This window comes from Fictibacillus sp. 26RED30, assembly GCF_015903845.1.
Lineage (GTDB): Bacteria > Bacillota > Bacilli > Bacillales > Fictibacillaceae > Fictibacillus > Fictibacillus phosphorivorans.
Window position 1 is genome coordinate 106,258 of sequence record NZ_JACZDV010000001.1, and the last position, 16,743, is coordinate 123,000.

At 43.2% G+C, this 16,743-nt stretch carries 15 protein-coding genes; all 15 read left to right on the forward strand.

Going from position 1 to position 16,743, the window contains the following annotated elements; translation table 11 throughout:
• Window positions 1–8: 8 nt before the first annotated feature.
• The 15 genes from IHV11_RS00455 to IHV11_RS00525 all read left to right on the forward strand — a co-directional run bounded on the left by IHV11_RS00455 (window position 9) and on the right by IHV11_RS00525 (window position 16,521).
• Entirely contained in the window at window positions 9–662 is a 654-nt protein-coding gene (locus IHV11_RS00455; protein ID WP_144697129.1) for a LuxR C-terminal-related transcriptional regulator, read from the forward strand.
• 134 nt (window positions 663–796) lie between these two features.
• Entirely contained in the window at window positions 797–1,447 is a 651-nt protein-coding gene (locus IHV11_RS00460; protein WP_197193410.1) for a GNAT family N-acetyltransferase, read from the forward strand.
• Window positions 1,434–2,186 carry an SDR family NAD(P)-dependent oxidoreductase gene (locus tag IHV11_RS00465; protein WP_197193411.1) on the forward strand — a complete coding sequence of 251 codons (753 nt, stop codon included), beginning with the start codon at window positions 1,434–1,436 and terminating at the stop codon, window positions 2,184–2,186. The genes IHV11_RS00460 and IHV11_RS00465 overlap by 14 nt, the downstream gene beginning before the upstream one ends.
• Window positions 2,187–2,202: 16 nt before the next feature.
• The gene (locus IHV11_RS00470; protein ID WP_197193412.1) at window positions 2,203–3,144 is read left to right on the forward strand and encodes an ACP S-malonyltransferase; all 942 of its coding nucleotides are present in this window, start codon (window positions 2,203–2,205) and stop codon (window positions 3,142–3,144) included.
• A 2-nt stretch (window positions 3,145–3,146) separates the two neighbouring features.
• The gene (locus IHV11_RS00475) at window positions 3,147–4,058 is read left to right on the forward strand and encodes a hypothetical protein (RefSeq protein ID WP_197193413.1); all 912 of its coding nucleotides are present in this window, start codon (window positions 3,147–3,149) and stop codon (window positions 4,056–4,058) included.
• 3 nt (window positions 4,059–4,061) lie between these two features.
• A complete protein-coding gene (locus tag IHV11_RS00480) occupies window positions 4,062–5,501 on the forward strand; it encodes a class I adenylate-forming enzyme family protein (RefSeq protein WP_197193414.1) in 1,440 nt (479 codons plus the stop codon).
• Window positions 5,489–6,724, forward strand: coding sequence for an aldehyde dehydrogenase family protein (locus IHV11_RS00485; protein ID WP_197193415.1), 1,236 nt, complete (start codon window positions 5,489–5,491; stop codon window positions 6,722–6,724). Before IHV11_RS00480 ends, IHV11_RS00485 begins: the two co-directional genes overlap by 13 nt.
• Window positions 6,717–8,387, forward strand: coding sequence for a thiamine pyrophosphate-binding protein (locus IHV11_RS00490; protein WP_197193416.1), 1,671 nt, complete (start codon window positions 6,717–6,719; stop codon window positions 8,385–8,387). Before IHV11_RS00485 ends, IHV11_RS00490 begins: the two co-directional genes overlap by 8 nt.
• The gene (locus IHV11_RS00495; RefSeq protein WP_197193417.1) at window positions 8,384–9,418 is read left to right on the forward strand and encodes a 3-oxoacyl-ACP synthase III family protein; all 1,035 of its coding nucleotides are present in this window, start codon (window positions 8,384–8,386) and stop codon (window positions 9,416–9,418) included. The genes IHV11_RS00490 and IHV11_RS00495 overlap by 4 nt, the downstream gene beginning before the upstream one ends.
• 18 nt (window positions 9,419–9,436) lie before the next feature.
• Window positions 9,437–9,709, forward strand: coding sequence for an acyl carrier protein (locus tag IHV11_RS00500; protein WP_231620164.1), 273 nt, complete (start codon window positions 9,437–9,439; stop codon window positions 9,707–9,709).
• 64 nt (window positions 9,710–9,773) lie between these two features.
• Complete coding sequence (locus tag IHV11_RS00505; protein ID WP_197193418.1) at window positions 9,774–10,787, forward strand: beta-ketoacyl synthase N-terminal-like domain-containing protein; 1,014 nt, start codon at window positions 9,774–9,776, stop codon at window positions 10,785–10,787.
• Between the two features lie 10 nt (window positions 10,788–10,797).
• Entirely contained in the window at window positions 10,798–11,211 is a 414-nt protein-coding gene (locus tag IHV11_RS00510; protein WP_197193419.1) for a hypothetical protein, read from the forward strand.
• A 163-nt stretch (window positions 11,212–11,374) separates the two neighbouring features.
• On the forward strand, window positions 11,375–12,610 hold the full coding sequence (locus tag IHV11_RS00515; RefSeq protein ID WP_197193420.1) for a beta-ketoacyl-[acyl-carrier-protein] synthase family protein: 1,236 nt from the start codon (window positions 11,375–11,377) through the stop codon (window positions 12,608–12,610).
• A 3-nt stretch (window positions 12,611–12,613) separates the two neighbouring features.
• On the forward strand, window positions 12,614–15,661 hold the full coding sequence (locus tag IHV11_RS00520; protein ID WP_197193421.1) for an efflux RND transporter permease subunit: 3,048 nt from the start codon (window positions 12,614–12,616) through the stop codon (window positions 15,659–15,661).
• A 173-nt stretch (window positions 15,662–15,834) separates the two neighbouring features.
• The gene (locus IHV11_RS00525; protein WP_197193422.1) at window positions 15,835–16,521 is read left to right on the forward strand and encodes a CPBP family intramembrane glutamic endopeptidase; all 687 of its coding nucleotides are present in this window, start codon (window positions 15,835–15,837) and stop codon (window positions 16,519–16,521) included.
• Window positions 16,522–16,743 lie beyond the last annotated feature (222 nt).

The following is a 16,743-nucleotide window of genomic DNA, read 5'->3' on the forward strand; positions in this document are numbered from 1 at the left end:
GATTGTTAATGGGGAATAAAGTACTATTTGTAGACTTTAGTAAAGATAGGAAGAATACACATTCGTTGATTGAATTGTTGTCAAAAAGGGGATATCACTGCCATTATTTGAACCATTCATCATCTCTTTCAGATTCCGTTTTTACTAATTCTTTTGACCTAGTCATCATGAACCTTGCAAAAGGTGAACTCATTCATACTAATTTTGGAGAGTGCAAGAAGATCTTACTCGTAGGTAAGGGAGAGAAACATCTTCTCTCCTATGTCAAAAATACGCAAGCCGTCATCAATCGAGATAACATCCACGAGCTCTTAAAAGCAATACTGGTCATTCAGAACGGTGGATTTTATATATCTGAAGAGTATAGAAACGATATCATGCCTGAGATCAATCTTGATTCTCATGTTCATCAAGATATCGACCTCATCTCTGTGTTAACCGAGATGGAACTAAAAGTTGTGGAAGAACTGATCAACGATAAAACGAACCAGCAGATCGCGGATACTCTGTATCTGAGCAAACGGACAGTGGAATATCATATCGCTGCGAGTATGCAGAAATTAAGAGTAAAGTCCCGTGTCGGACTCGCTGTTAAAATCACAAAAGCGAATCTTATCTGTAAGTTTTCAGGAGCGACCCCTGCGATTCAATCCATATTATAAAGCTTTAAAATGAGTCCCTTCACAGGGGCTCTTTTTTTTAGTATGGATTGCGTGATTTACGGGTGTTTTAGCCCTTCTCTTTTCTTATGATGAACATGCAAAGTTTTACGCTCAAACAAAGAAAGGAGATATACATGAAAGGTAATTTTGTGAAACTAAGACCACTTGAAGAAGAAGATTATGCGTTGTTCTCACAATGGGTCGTACCGTCTAAGACCAGTGCACTAGCGAGAGGGTCCCAAGACTTTGCGACTACAGAAGAGATCAAACAGGATATCAAACATGGCAATACTCGCTATGCGATGGTCCTCACACACGAAGATAAGAAAATCGGGTTCGTATCATGGCAGCCTCAAAAGTATGAAGGAAGTTATCTTTTAGGTGGAGTAATTGGTGATCCGGATCTTTGGGATTCTGGATATGGAGCAGAAGCGTCGATCTTGATCATGGACTATCTTTTCCATTTCAAGAACGCGCATAAAGTCCAGTTCATCAACGGGTTACATAACTTAAGGTCTGTCCGATTCCTACTCAAGAACAAAGTCGTCATCGAAGGGATCCTACGGGATTATTTCTTCTTAGACGGTGAGTACCATGATGCGATCGTCTCTTCCATATTAAGAGATGAGTATTACCAAGATGAACAGAACAGGCCAGAAGACAGTATTCCTCGTGAGGAGAAACAAAAGATCCGTGAAGAACTCTATGAGTACATGAACGGCTATTGGCTGAAGAACACGTTTCCTGACCTCGTGACAAAAGGTGAACTTCATGAAGTGGAATGATGAAGTCGTTGTCATCACAGGGGCCAATAAGAGTATAGGAAAAGGAATGGCCTATCATTTTGCTTCTCTTGGCGCGAGTGTCGTCTTAGGATACCGAAGCTCAATGGAGGAGATCGAAAGAATCGTTAGTGAGATCCAAGAAGAAACGGGGAACCACAACGTCTCCTATGAAAAGATGGATGTTAACGACAGTGGAGCGATCGAAGAAGCAGTCGGACGAATCATCAAAAGGTATAAGAAGATCGATGTTCTCGTGAATAATGCAGGTGTCAGTTATGGTGGCGCTTTGATCCCGAGTAACCCACTCGACAAATGGGAAGAGATCATCCAAACGAACATCATGGGCACGATCAACTGCATTCATGCGGTTTCCTTGCATATGCTGACGGCGCAGAAGGGATCCATCATCAACATCGCCTCTTTAGCAGGACTCGTCGGGATGGAAAGACTAAGCGCTTATAGTGCGAGTAAAGCGGGTGTCATCGGACTCACTCGTTCACTAGCGAAAGAATATGCTCGTTTTCAAGTGCGGGTAAACGCAGTAGCACCGGGTTACATCGAGAACACCGGTATGGTAGATCGAATACCGGAAGATCAGATGAACGCTTTCCACAAGAAGATCGCGATGGGTCACCTAGGTGAAGTGAGTGATATCGCAGAAGCCGTATCCTTCTTAGCGTCTTCTAAATCCAAGTATATTACCGGCCAGACGCTAGTCGTTGACGGCGGACTAATGTAGAGAAAGAGTGGTAGTGATGAAAACAGCGGTTCTATTCCCACCGTTGATGGCGATCAAAGAGAAAAGCTTCTATGATCTCTATCAACAGTACCCTCATGTTCAAAGAAAGTTTCAAGAAGCGAGTGACATCTTATCACTCGATCTGGTCAAACATTTTTTCTCAGATGACGAGAGTGAAATAAACCGTGGTCTAGTCGCGAGACCAAGTATCGTGACATTGAGTACGGCGCTCTTTGAGATGTTAAGAAGTGAGTTAGGAGAGATCTCGTACTATCTTGGACCGAGTCTCGGGCAGATGACCGCGATTCATTGTAGCGGATCTCTCGACTTCACCACTACGATCCAAATGGTGAAGAGCATGGTGGAACTAGAAGAACAAGATGAAGCGAACAAAGGGTATAGCGTCTACTTCTTTTATAACATCGATGTCGAAAAGTTAGAACTGGCTATGCAAGAGGTTAGGCAGCAGGGTGGGTATCTTGAACCTTGTATGTACGCCAATCATAACCAGATGATCATCAACGGTGACATTAAGAGTCTTGAGAAGTTGAACCAGCTCGTCGTTCCTCAAGGGGGACTCGGGGTAACAATTCCTTTCGGACCCCCTGGACATTGTTCATTATTACAGAACGTTGTGGACCGTTTTAGTGAACAGTTCATGCCTAAAGCCATCTTTCTTGATCCTGATCGCCCACTCGTTAGTAACGTGGACGGAAATCTGCTTCTGACAAAAGAAGAGGTCATGAACGAGATCGTTGGACAGTATACAAGAAGTGTCCAGTGGTATCGCTGTCTACAGCGTCTCTGGAGCGATGGTGTGAGACGGTTAGTCGTGCTCGGTCCAGGGAACTTTATCACGAAATCTTTACAGTTTACGGATATTCCGTTTGAAGTCGAGACGTATCTAACGGCCGAAGAGATAAACAACAAACTAACAAGTGTTATCAAGGAGGTGTAACGATGGAAGCCATTCTTTTACCAGGACTTGCTCCTTCTTCGTACAGTGAAGTGAAAGAATTCATCCACCATAGTCCTTTTGCAATCAAGCGTTTTCAAGAGGCGAGTGAAGTGATCGGTTACTCACTGATCGATGCTTTTAAAAAAGCGGGTGAGAGAGACTATGAAGTGTATGAGAGTGCGTTCTTAGCGAACTCTATCGCTCTACTCGATCATTTTAAAGATCGGTATGGAGTCGAACCTAACGTTGCGATCGGCCCTAGTTTTGGTGTGTTAGGAGTAGCTGTGTATACGAAATCACTAACGTATGAAGAAGCTATGTGGCTCACTCATGAATCGGGGAAAGTATCAAAAGATTTCTATCTCAATCTAGAAGGTGATTTCCAGACTCATTTTGTTTATAACTTATCACTTCATGAAGCTAACGACCTGATCCAGTCGTTCACCCAAAAAGGGAAGTATCTAGAACTTGCAGGTTATCTCGAAAAAGTGGTCTGTCTGTGCGGGCCCAAAGTTGTGATTGATGAGTTGAAGGAAGAGCTCAACCACAAGCCTAAATGTTTTTCTCTTCATACGATGAACCAGCCGATCCACAGCAAACAGTTAAGAGAACTCAACCAAAAACTTAAGAATAGTATTTTTAAGGAAGTAGATTTTAAGCCGATCCATGGAACGTTCATATCAGACGTGAACGGAGCTCTGATCACAGATCCTGATGAGTTCAAACAGACCATACTAGATGGGTATGACAACCCTGTACGTTGGGATCTTGTAAAGGGCAGAATCGATCAACTCGGACTCCAAAAGATATACGTGATCGGTCCAAAGAACCTTTTCAGTCAGTTGCTTAAAAATCAGATACAAACGATCGACATTGGACCAGACAACGTGTTTGCGTCAGGAGCCGTGAAGTAAGGTATGAGCCGTGAAATTTTTACACCAGACGGTACATACTCTTATGAAATGTTTCTTCAAGAAGTTTGGGGTTGTGTCGATTATTTGACCGCTAAAGGGGTAAAAGTCGAAGATCGTGTCCTCTTGTCTATGGAGAACTCGTTCTCTTATATGGTTACGGTGTTTGCTTTGATAGAGATGAAGTGTTCGATTGTTTTAGTAGATTGCTTGGTAAACGGAGAAGAAGTCACGAGGATCGCGTTAGAGTCAAAGAGTAAATGTTCGATCACCGATCGACTCGTCCCTTTTTCTGATGCTTTGATCCACATCACGATGCCGACACATGAGAAAAGGATTTCGACGAAAACGGATGAGCTCTCCATTGAAGGATGGATGACGTTAAAAGACGCACTGATCCTTTACACTTCAGGTTCTACAGGAAACCCGAAAGGCATCGTAAAATCGGGTCGATCCTTCGTATGTAACATCGAATCAACGATGAAGAGGATGCGGTACTACCGTGAAGATGTTCTTCTGCCTTTGATCCCGTTTACACATTTTTATGGCCTGTCTATCCTCTTCATCTGGTGGCTAGAGAAGTGTGATCTTGTTCTATGTAACTATAAAGATATCAGAAGTATTGTGAAAGCGATCATCGATAAAAAGGTGACAGTCGTGGATGGAATCCCCTCCACCTATTATGTATTCAACCGGTTGTTGAACAAGCGATCAGAATCTCTTCAGTCGATCAAAGAGTCAAACGTAAGGATGTGGTGTGTCGGAGGAGCCCCACTATCTAAAAAATTGAGTGGTGAGTTCGAGCGCTTGATGGATAAACCGCTTTTGGATGGCTACGGTCTATCAGAAGTGGGGAACGTTGCTCTGAACGTTGAGAGTCCTAAGTTTGGGTGCGGACAGCCGATCGATGGTGTGAGACTAAAAGTCGTTCGTTCTGACGGTAAAGAGAGTGAATTCTTAGAGATAGGAGAAGTTCTTGTCCATTCTTCTGGCATGATGGAATGCTATTTTGAGAATCAGGAAAAAACAGACGAGGTCTATCAAGATGGATGGTTCAAGACGAACGATCTAGGTTACTTAGATGCTCATGGAAACCTCTTTATCGTGGGCCGATTAGGTGAAGAGATCCTACGGAACGGATATTTGATCTATCCTGCTAGTATTGAAAAAGAGATTGAAGATCGTTTAGGAATCAAAAGTAAGGTCATCTCGGTAGAAGATGAGAAGAAAGGTGCCGTTCTTCTGTTGTTTGTGGAAGCTACTGAAGAAGAGAATCAACTGAAAAGAATGATCAACCAGGCACTAAACCCTATATTGCGGCCGGATAAAATCATTGTGTTAGATGAGTTTCCGTATCTTGCGAACGGGAAGATCGATCAGATTCAGATTAAACAATGGGCTACACACTACAGCAAAGGAAAGGAGAGGGAGTTATGGGTTACGTAAGTGTGTTGGATAGACGCACTTCTTTGATGGAAGTACGAAAAGAAACCCTCGATCGAACGATAGAGTTCATGGAGAACAACCGAAAGGCGATCGAAGATATCTTACTGGATATCTCTACGTACCGAACAGTAGAAGAAGAGTTCGAGACGGCTATCCGAACGCTCAAGAAGGGCTATTGTGAAGTGGAGATGAATCAACCTCCGACCATCAACAAGATGTCTGTTTTTATGCCATCGAACCTTATTCTTTATTCGTATGTTTTGTATCTACTCATTCCTTCTTATTATACGAAAGAGATTGAGTTTCGCAGTTCTAACCAGGTGATCGACCAAGTGAGGAGACTTCATGAACTCTTAAAAGAAGCACACGAGCTGCCGATCACATTGCTCGAGTTATCACATAGACAATACATGAAGCGTTCTGCACTAGAAGCTGAAGTGGTGGTTTTTACGGGTACGTATCAAAACGCCGAACAGATCAAGTCCCAGTTCAGCAAAGACCAGATGTTTATCTACTTTGGACAAGGTGTGAATCCATTCATCCTTTTAGAAACAGCAGATATTGAGAAAGCTGTTCATGATCTCATCCAAGCGCGCATGTTCAATACGGGACAAGACTGTATGGGGCCGGATGTGGTGTATGTACCCGTTAACGTACGAAAAGAGTTTACTGATTATTTAGTGAAATCTCTTAAAAACTTGAAGTTTGGAGACAATCAGGATCCCTTCGCTGATTATGGGAAGATGTTCTACACTTCGACTCTAGAGTCGATCGGTGAGTATTTGAATCAACATAGTCAATTTATCGAACACGGCGGTACGATAGATTTTTGGAATAAAGTCATCGAACCCACCGTGATCACGAGTTCTCTACAAGACAACTTAGAGATCGAAGAGTTCTTCTCACCCATCTTTAACGTTGTAACGTATGAAGAAGTGGACGAACTAAAGAAAATAGTTCAAGAGAGCTACTTCCGAGAACGTGCGATGGGGGCTAGTGTATACGGAACAGATGATAACGGGCTTATTGATGTATTAAGACGAAAACATGTGGTGAGTATCAATGAGACGCTATTTGCTATCGAGAACGGTAACGAACCGTTCGGTGGCTACGGACCGATGGCTAACTACGTATACTACAAGAACCAGCTGCACATCAAACCGTTATTGATCTCAAACGTGTTACGTGAGCTATGGAGCAGCGAGGAGCCTCTGGATGACTAAACAGACTGTTTGGGAAAAGGTAGCATCGTGTCTCGGTGCGTATGGAACAGAGATCGTTTTTGGATTACCGAGTGATGACTTAAAACTGTTACAGTGCATCGAAGAAAAGGAGATAGAATTCTTCTCTGCTAAAGATCAAAGCAACGCTCTATACATGGCAACGGGTTATTCGTTAGCTTCAGGTAGACTGTCTGTATGTCATATCGGCAAAGGCCCCGCTGTAGCGAGTAGCGTCACAGGTGTTTTAGAAGCGAGTTCGCAGAGTATACCGCTCTTAATCATCGCTACCGCTACAGATACGAACCGCTATGGTTCAAAGAAAGCCTTTCAAGAAGCTGATCAGTTGAAGTTGATCTCACCTCTCACGAAGTGGAGTCATCGGGTAGAGAGCGCTGCATCTGTTGGGTGGGTATTAAAGAAAGCGATCTTTACAGCTATAAATGGTTCTCAGGGACCGGTCTATATTGAGATCCCTGAAAACATCGGCAGTGAACTCGTCGATGAAGAACTCTTTTCTTTCAAGAATTTCCACGTTTCAGATAAAGTCCCATCATCATACTCTATCCGTGAAGCGGAGAGGTTGATTCATAACGCGAGAAATCCGGTCATTTTAGCCGGTGGTGGTTGTAAACGTTCGACCAACAGATCAACGATCACCCAGCTCGCAGAGTTGATAGATGCACCGATCTTTGTGACGGCATCTGGAAGAGGGTGTGTAGATGAAGACCACCCCTTATTCTGTGGTCTTGGAGGCTTATACTCTTCAAGTGAGATGGACACGCTCATCAAAGAGTGTGACCTCTTCCTCTCACTCGGCAGTAAACTCGAAGAAACGGTGTTATTCGGGTGGGAAGAACATCTTTTATCGAGGGACATGATCGAAATCAACATCGACGAGAACGATTTTAACCTCTACTTTGACAGCTTAAAACTAGTCGGAGAGATCGGTTCTACTCTTAACCTTTTAATTGAAACCATCGAACCATCGTTTAAAGTTACATCACAGAATAAAGTCAGCATCATCAAAAAGAAGCTGAACGAGCAAAAACAAGAGATCCTGCAAAGAAACGATGAACTGAAAGTGATCGATGTACTAAAAGAAATAGAAGCGGTCTCAGCCGATAACAGTATACTCGTTCACGAGAACGGCCTACAGGACATGTGGAGCTATTTTTATCCGAATTTCAAGTTGAGAAAGAAACAGAACGCCATCGTCCCGAGTGAACAGACGAGCCTTGGGTTTGGGTGTGGAGCGGCTGTAGGCGTGAAGAAAGCTCATCCAGATCGTCCTGTTATAGCACTCGTAGGAGATGGGGCGTTCAACTTGTTCAGTGTAGAACTTCCTACACTCATCACTAAAAAGATCCCCATCCTCTATGTTGTTTTAAAGAACGGGGGATATGGTTGGTTAGAATTTCAGAACAACAGTCAGGAAACGAGCTTTGTAGAACCTTCGATTTCTTTAGTGTCTATCGATCACGAGCAACTGTGTGTTCTTCCGTTAGTTGAGAAGAACCAACTAGGAAAGGTTTTTTCAGAGAGTATCAAAAGGATGAATGAAGGAAAGACGGTTGTGATCGAAGCGACGGTTCACCTAAATGATGTTCCTAGTGCGTTAAGCGAACTGTATGGAGATTTTCCAGTAAAGGAGGTTGTTCAATGACGACACAAACGGTAGTAAGACCGAGTATTGTTGAGACGACAGGATTGAAGATCCCCGTCACGATTCAAGGAGCGGGTTTTGCCGTTCCGAGTCAGATCATAACGAACGACGAACTGAGCGAGAAGTTTAATACAACCGATCAGTGGATCCAAGAGAAGACCGGTATAAAAGAAAGACGGTACTTAGAAGAGGGTCGTACAACGTCTGATCTATGTATAGAAGCAAGTCTTGAAGCGATCGCAAAAGCGGGTATCCAACCAGGAGACCTTGATGCGATCATCATCACTACGACGACTCCTGATCAATGTTTACCATCAACGGCGATGATCATAAAAGATGCGCTTGGGGCTAATCGTGCGATGCCGATCGATTTAAACCAGGCTGCCTGTGCAGGTGGGATCTATTCGATCCTGATCGGCTCACACTTACTTCAGAACGAACATATGAACAACGTTCTTGTGATCGGCGCTGAAATCCTCTCACGGATCATGGATCCTACAGACAGAAGCACGTCGGTGTTCTTTGGTGACGCGGCTGGAGCTGTTGTTCTTCAAAAGACAAGTGAAGGGTATGGGCTGTTAGCGTGGGATGTGGATTCCAAGTTGAATGATGCTGTTAAGATCGTGGGTGGTGGGGCGACGCCACTTCCAGAGGGAGAGACGCTCGAGAGCGGTCAGTACATCAAGATGAATGGTAGAGAAGTTTGGAACGTAGCGACTGAAGCGATTCCATCATCCATTCGTAACGTCGTCAAGAAGGCAAACTTAACGATCGAAGATATCGATCACTTCTTGATTCATCAAGCAAACGTCAACATCGTGCGTGCAGCGTTAGACGAACTTCAGGTACCAGAAGACAAGACAACATTTACGGTTCACGAATACGCCAATACAGGATCAGCAACTCTCTTTTCTGTCCTTTATAAAGCGTTACAAGAACAACGTATCAATGAGGGTGATACGATCGTCTTCTCGGCGATCGGAGCAGGTTTTCTTTGGGGCTCACTCTGTTTAAAATACATCAACAATTAAAAATAGAAGGGTTGGATTATGATGAAAGAAATAATGAAAGAGAAGATCAAGTTGAAGTTTATCAGCTCGTACAAGTTATCACTCACGCCGGATGAGATCGATGATGATGCAGCATTATTCGGAGTGAACTCTCCTTATGGTCTAGATTCGATGGATGTTTTATTCTTTATCAATCATGTGAAACAAGACTATGAACTCGAGTTAGGTGCTATCGATACGGAGAGCTTTAAGACGGTTAACAACATCGTGAACTTTATTGAAAAACAAGCTCAAGAACGTCAGACGAACTAATCCACGGAACCCTGTACACACAGGGTTTTTATTTTCTTCCTATTAGAGAAAGGTAAGGATAAACATGGTAAATAAAATCGTCATAACGGGTCTAGGGATGATCAATCCACTCGGTCATACCTGTCTAGAGGTCTATAACGAATACCAAGACAAGACGAACTCTATCAATCAAGGCATCTCTCATTATGACCCTACCAACCACTTTGAAAAAAAAGAGATCAACCGACTAGATAGTTTTGCTCAGTATGCGATCGTTGCAGCGAACGAAGCGATCGAACAAGCGAAACTAAGTGACTATGAAGGTTCGATGGAAGAAATCAGCGTCATCATCGGTGCTTCTGGAAACGGAGCGGATCGGTTTCTTCAAGAGAATCACGAACTCTTGATAGAACGAGGCCCTAAACGGATCAGTCCCTATTATTCATCTGCAGCGATGATCAATTCACCACCCGCTGAGATCGCTTTAAAGAACGGGTTTCAAGGTCCATCGGCTGCTGTTTTGGCAGGAGAGACAAGCGGTCTACTCGCTCTCGGTCAAGCGGTGAACTATATCCAAAACGGTAGTTGTACGATCGCTATAGCTGGTGGAACACAAGGAGATATCTCACTTCTGACGGAAACAGGATACGAAAAATCAGCTATCATTTCAGAGTACCCACACCATCCACTCAACCCAGGAGCGGGAGCTGTCGTGATAGAAACAGAGAAAGAAGCAAGACGAAGAGGTGCAGAACCCATAGGTGAAGTGATCAGCTTTTCCATGACTACCGTGAGTGATGAAGCAGAGGTTAAAGAAGCGATGCTGGATGCGTTAGCTGAAGCTAACATTGAAACACATATGGTCGACTTGATAGGTGTTGCGGAAGAAACGGATGTTGTCACATCGATCTTCAAACAGGATGTCGAAGTTCTTTCGCTTAAAGAATCAATGGGTAACACGCTTGCAGCGAGTGGTGTCAATCAAGTCATCTTAAGCCTTCTATCACTTAAAGAGACGGGAAAGAAAGAAGCGATCGGGCTGGTTAACTGTATAGATCCTGCAGGGCATTTCGGATGTTTAATCATTAAAGTAGTTTAGGAGACAGATAATGGATAACTTTGATATTCAAAAAGTGCTTCCTCACCGCTATCCGTTTCTTCTCGTCGATCGTGTAACAGAAAGAGAAGTGTTGAAGTGGGCAAAAGGATTTAAAAATGTAACACGTAATGAGTGGTTCATGAACTCAAAATTAGAAACAACTATGCCAGAAGTCCTTATCCTAGAAGCGATCGGACAGCTCGGTGCGTTCGTTTTACCAGAAGAAGAAACTGATATCGGACTTCTTTCTGGAGTTAAGAACGCGGTCTTTATAAAACCGGTCTACCCCGGAGACCGGTTAGATCTTTACTTTGAAGTGATTAAGAAGAGAGCGACCGTCTTTAAAGGAAGAGGGTACGCGATGGTAGAAGGAGAAAAAGTGGTGGAAGTGGATGAGATCACGGTCTCTTACTTAAGAGAATAGGTAATTTGAAACTGTACAAAGACTCTCACGTTTTTTGAGGGTCTTTTTTTAGTTCTTTGTGTTGATTTATTCCAATTCCTTCATTTTTGCGGTAATTGCTAGTTTTTTTCTCACTCCTTGTTAATAAAATGAGGAGGTAGTTTTACAGAAAGGGGACAACACTTTGAAACGCAGGGTAGTCATTACCGGATGTGGCGTAGTAACTCCTATCGGTACACACATCGACGAATATTGGCAGAACATGATTTTAGGTAAGAGTGGGGCAAGACCGATTGAACGCTTTAATACGGAACGATACACTACGCGGATCGCAGCTGAGATCGATAACAGTTCCTCTCTAATTCAAAAGTCAGACGAAGTAGCTGACTCGTTTTCAGATTATGCACTTACAGCGGCAATAGAGAGCTGGAAGATGGCAGGGCTCGATGAAGGATCTTTCGATATCAGGCGGACCGGTGTGATCATAGGATCGAGTAACGGGGGAGATCAGTTCTTTCAAGAGAATCACCTTTCCTTATTAAACGGATCAAAGGAAGATGTAGATCCAGAGAAATTTAAAGCTAGTATGATCAACAGCGTACCTATCCGCATTGCAAAAGAACTAAAGATAAAAGGTCCCGCTTGGTCGATCTCTACTGCTTGTGCTTCTGGAACGAACGCGATAGGTGAAGCAGTTCGAGCCATACAGAGTGGTTCGATGGATGTTTTCATCGCAGGCGGAACAGATGATGGTATACAGAGTTTGAACATAGCAGGACTCGCACGCATTCATGCGATGACGAGAAAAAATGATTCACCTACAAAAGCGAGTCGTCCTTTTGATAAGAACAGAGATGGATTCCTCATGGGTGCTGGGTCTGGGATGGTTGTCGTGGAAGAATACAACCACGCTAAAGATAGAGGAGCCAACATCTTAGCTGAAGTGATCGGATATGGTGCAACAACTGATGCTCATCACATTACTGCGCCTCATCCAGAAGGTCTTCTAGCTGCTCGGGCGATGGAAAAAGCGTTAGATGAAGCGGGATTACTACCGAGAGACATCCATTATATCAATGCGCATGGTACGGGAACACAACTGAACGATCAGATGGAAGCAAAAGCGATCCATCGTGTGTTCGAGGAATATGGAAAAGAGATACCCGTCAATGCGATCAAGTCCATGACCGGACACATGCTCGGTGGATCTGGTGCGGTCGAAGTAATCGCCACGGTCCTTTCGATGGTAAACAACTTTATCCCTCGTACGATAAATTGCGATGAACTCGATGAAGATTTACAGCTGAACATCGTGAGGGAAGAATCCATTCCTCATCCGATCGAGAACGCAATGAGCAACTCGTTTGGTTTTGGTGGCCATAACGTAAGTTTAATTCTAAGAAAAGTCAGAGGAGAGTAAACTATGCAGAAATTTATCAAGTTCTCCATCAACAACAAACTTGCCATTTGGATCGTTACCCTATTTATAATCGTGTTTGGAACGTTTTCTGGATACTCGATGAAACTTGAAACGCTACCGAACATCAACGAACCGATAGTTGACGTTACAACGATCTATCCTGGTGCTTCACCTAATGAAGTTACCGAGAACGTAACGAAACCGATTGAAACAAAAGTAGAAGGCTTAGAAGGCGTCAAGAGTGTTACGTCTACTTCCTTTGAGAACGCTTCATCCGTACAGATTCAATATGACCTCAAGAAGGATATGGAAGAGGCAGAGCGTGAAGTAAAAGAGATTGTTTCTACGATCGAACTTCCTGCTGCAACAGAGCAACCGAAAGTAGCAAGATTAAGCTTTAACGATCTGCCGATCCTCGTCTTATCCCTCGCGGATGACAAACGAAGTATCGAAGAACTCAGCAAGATCGCAGAAGATGACATCAAAAGAGATTTTGAGAGCATCGAAGGAGTTTCAGAAGCCAAAGTCATCGGTAACAAACAAAAAGAGATACAACTCTCGTTCTCTCCTGAGAAGTTGAGTCAGTTTAAACTACAAGAAGAGAACGTTGTAGAATATGTAAAAGCATTGAGCAAAGATACACCGCTCGGCTTACAAGTGGTCGAGCAAAAAGAACAAGCTTTCGTCGTGAATGGAGCAGTCGCTTCGATCGACGATTTAAAAAGTCTAGAGGTTCCCACGATTGAAAATGCTGAAGGTTTCGCGACGCTAGGGCAACTGGCTGAAGTAAAAGAAGTCACAAAAGAACAATCCGTTGCCAGGATCAACGGAAAAGAAGCAATCGGGATTCAAATCTATAAAAGTGCTGCAGGAAACACAGTAAAAGTGGTAGACGGCATCAAAGAGAAGATGGCATCAAATACAGATAAGTTCGATTCAATCGAATTTACTTCTGTGTTGAACGAAGGAGATCCGATCAAGGATTCCGTTCATGTTATGTTCGAGAAAGCATTGATGGGTGCCGCGTTCGCGATTCTGATCATCTTGTTGTTCTTACGAAACATAAAAACGACGTTGATCGCGGTGGTCTCGATCCCGCTCTCACTCATCATCTCGATCATCTTCTTGAACCAGTTAGACATCACGTTGAACTTGATGACGTTAGGTGCGATGACGGTTGCGATTGGTCGTGTAGTGGATGACTCGATCGTTGTCATCGAGAACATCTTCCGACGAATGGCCTTAAAATCAGAAGTACTAGAAGGAAAACAGTTGATCAAAGCGGCTACATACGAGATGTTCTCACCCATCGTCTCATCGACGATTGTTACCATCGCCGTATTCTTTCCGCTAGGTCTCATCGACGGCCCGGTAGGAGAATTGTTCTTACCGTTTGGACTTACGATCGTATTCGCTCTTTTAGCTTCTTTGGTGGTCTCTGTTACCATCGTACCGATGATGGCACATCTTCTTTTACAAAAGAAGAACATCAAAGCACATGAACCAGAAACGAAACCTTCGTTCTACCACAAGACATTAAACTGGAGTCTGAATCATAAGATCATCAGTTTTATCGCGATTAACGTCCTGTTGGTCGGTAGTCTGTTCCTGTTACCGCTCATCGGGGTCAGTTTCATGCCTGACAGTCAGAACAAGATGATTATCGCTTCATACAACCCAGTACCAGGTTCAACGAATGAAGAGATCAAAAAAGAAGTTCAAAAAGCAGAAGCGATTCTTTTAGACCGCGAACATATCAAACATGTCCAATCTTCATTCGGTGAAGGAAACCCGCTAAACCCTTCAGACGTTAAGCAAGTGCTGTTCATTATGAACTATAAAGATGGTTTGGCAGACGTCACGAAAGAACAAGACAGGTTAGCCCCTCTACTGAAGAAAGCGAACATGGGAGAGTGGAGTATCCAAAGCTCTGGAGGAAACAACAGTCTATCACTCTACGTTTATGGTGATGATGTAGAAAGTGTTAATCAAGCAATCGATAAGGTCTCAAACACATTAGATGATCAAAAAGATTTGAAAGGGTTAGATTCAACTAGTTCCGATACGTTGAGTCAGCTCGGATTCTCGATGGATCTTGAGAAGATGGCTAAGTTTGGCGTTCAGCCCCTTCAAATCTATCAAACTCTTGGGGCGAAGGATTCACTTGATACGCTTACTTCTGTAGACGTAGAGGGGAACGAAGTGCCGGTTCGTCTCGTACAAGAAGCTGACGATCTTACAAAAAACACGATTCTTGATAAAAAAATAACCACTCTAGCTAATGAAGAGGTCGCTTTGTCTGAGTTCTTATCTGTAAAAGAAGAGAACGCACCAGCTTCTATCACGAAGAGAAACGGTCGAGTATACGGAGTTGTATCCGCTACGATCACGAACAAAGATGTAAAAGCTACTACAGAAGCCGTTAAGAACGAAGTGGATAAGATTAACTTCGAAAACGGGATCACCGTAGAATACGGTGGTGTGTCGGCGCAGATCGATGATTCCTTCACACAGTTAGGAATCGCGATGGGAAGTGCGATCATGATCGTTTACTTCGTGTTAGTCGTGACGTTCGGTGGCGGACTCGCACCGCTTGCCATCCTGTTCTCATTACCGTATGCGATCATCGGCAGTCTGTTAGGACTCTTTGTGATCAAAGAACCGATTAGCATCTCCGTAATGATCGGAGCTCTGATGTTGATCGGAATCGTCGTCACGAACGCTATCGTACTAGTGGATCGTATCATTCAAAAAGAAAAAGAAGGTACACCGTTACGACAAGCGATCCTTGAAGCTGGCATGACGAGACTACGTCCTATTCTCATGACGGCCCTTGCAACCATCGGTGCTCTTGCGCCGCTTGTGATCAGTGGTCAGTCTGACGGTAGTGGTTTGATCTCTCGTGGGCTAGGGGTAACGGTTATCGGTGGATTGATCTCTTCCACTCTTCTGACATTGATTGTTGTACCGATCGTGTACGAGACACTAATTCGAGTGAAGAGAAAGATATTTAAGAAGAAGATAAAAGAGAGTAATGAGAAAGCGGCATAAACTGTATAAATAATAAGTAAAAGCTAGCCGATTCGTCTATGAATTCGCTAGCTTTTTATTATTGTAGGTAAAAAGTAATCAAGTAGAATACTATTATTTAGTTCTTACTTAACAGTTTATGGAATCTGGGAAAGAGGTAATGAAAGTTATACATATAAAAGTGGGTGGAACATATGAACAAAGTAAACTGGAGATTGTGGGATGTTGTTTTCATATTGGGTATACATCTTATCGCAAAATTTATCGTTGTAGATTTTTGGTTAGAACCTTCTTTGACTGATCTCGGTCTTGATAGTGTAATCATAGGCGTGATCACAGGTCTGTTTTTAGCATGTGTAGCACTCACAGCTGTTTTTTTGTTCGGCATCAAAAAAAACAATCTATCGTTTAGAGATCTCGGTTTTCGTCCAGAGATCAAGATCAGGAAACATCTTCGGCTAATCTCGATATACACGCTTCTCGCGCTGGTGACGGCAGGCTTGCTTCTCTATATCATGTATGAAGTTTTAGATGTTGGGCCAAACGAAAGGTCGAACGCAGTCGCTGATCCGAACGTATTAAAGTTAACACTAGCTCTTCTTTCTGCTGCAGTGATTTCCCCGTTCTATGAAGAGATCGTCTACCGTGGTTTCATTTATAAGAACTTTCGTAAACACTTCAATTTATGGCCGGCCATACTCTTAAACGCCATCATTTTCTCTCTGGTTCACTTACCCTCACTCGACATCCTGCCTGTTAACATCGTGAACGGAATCTTGTTCGCACTTTCATATGAAAAGACAAGATCGATCTATGTTCCGATGATCATTCATGGTCTGTTTAACGGAATTCTGTTCCTAGGCGTATTGATTGGAAATTAATAAGTAGAGTTGAACCGATAACAAACCAAACCGAGTATAAAATCTATGATTTTATACTCGGTTTTTGTTCAATCAGGTGTTTAGAATTGTTTCGATATCGTTTATTTCATAGAGAGTGCTTTAAGAATAACGTGTATGACTTGTCTATTGAGATTCTTCAAGTAGAATAGAGGGAAAGAAAAAAGACCCACATGGGTCCTCCTTGTTAAGAGGCGCTGTGGG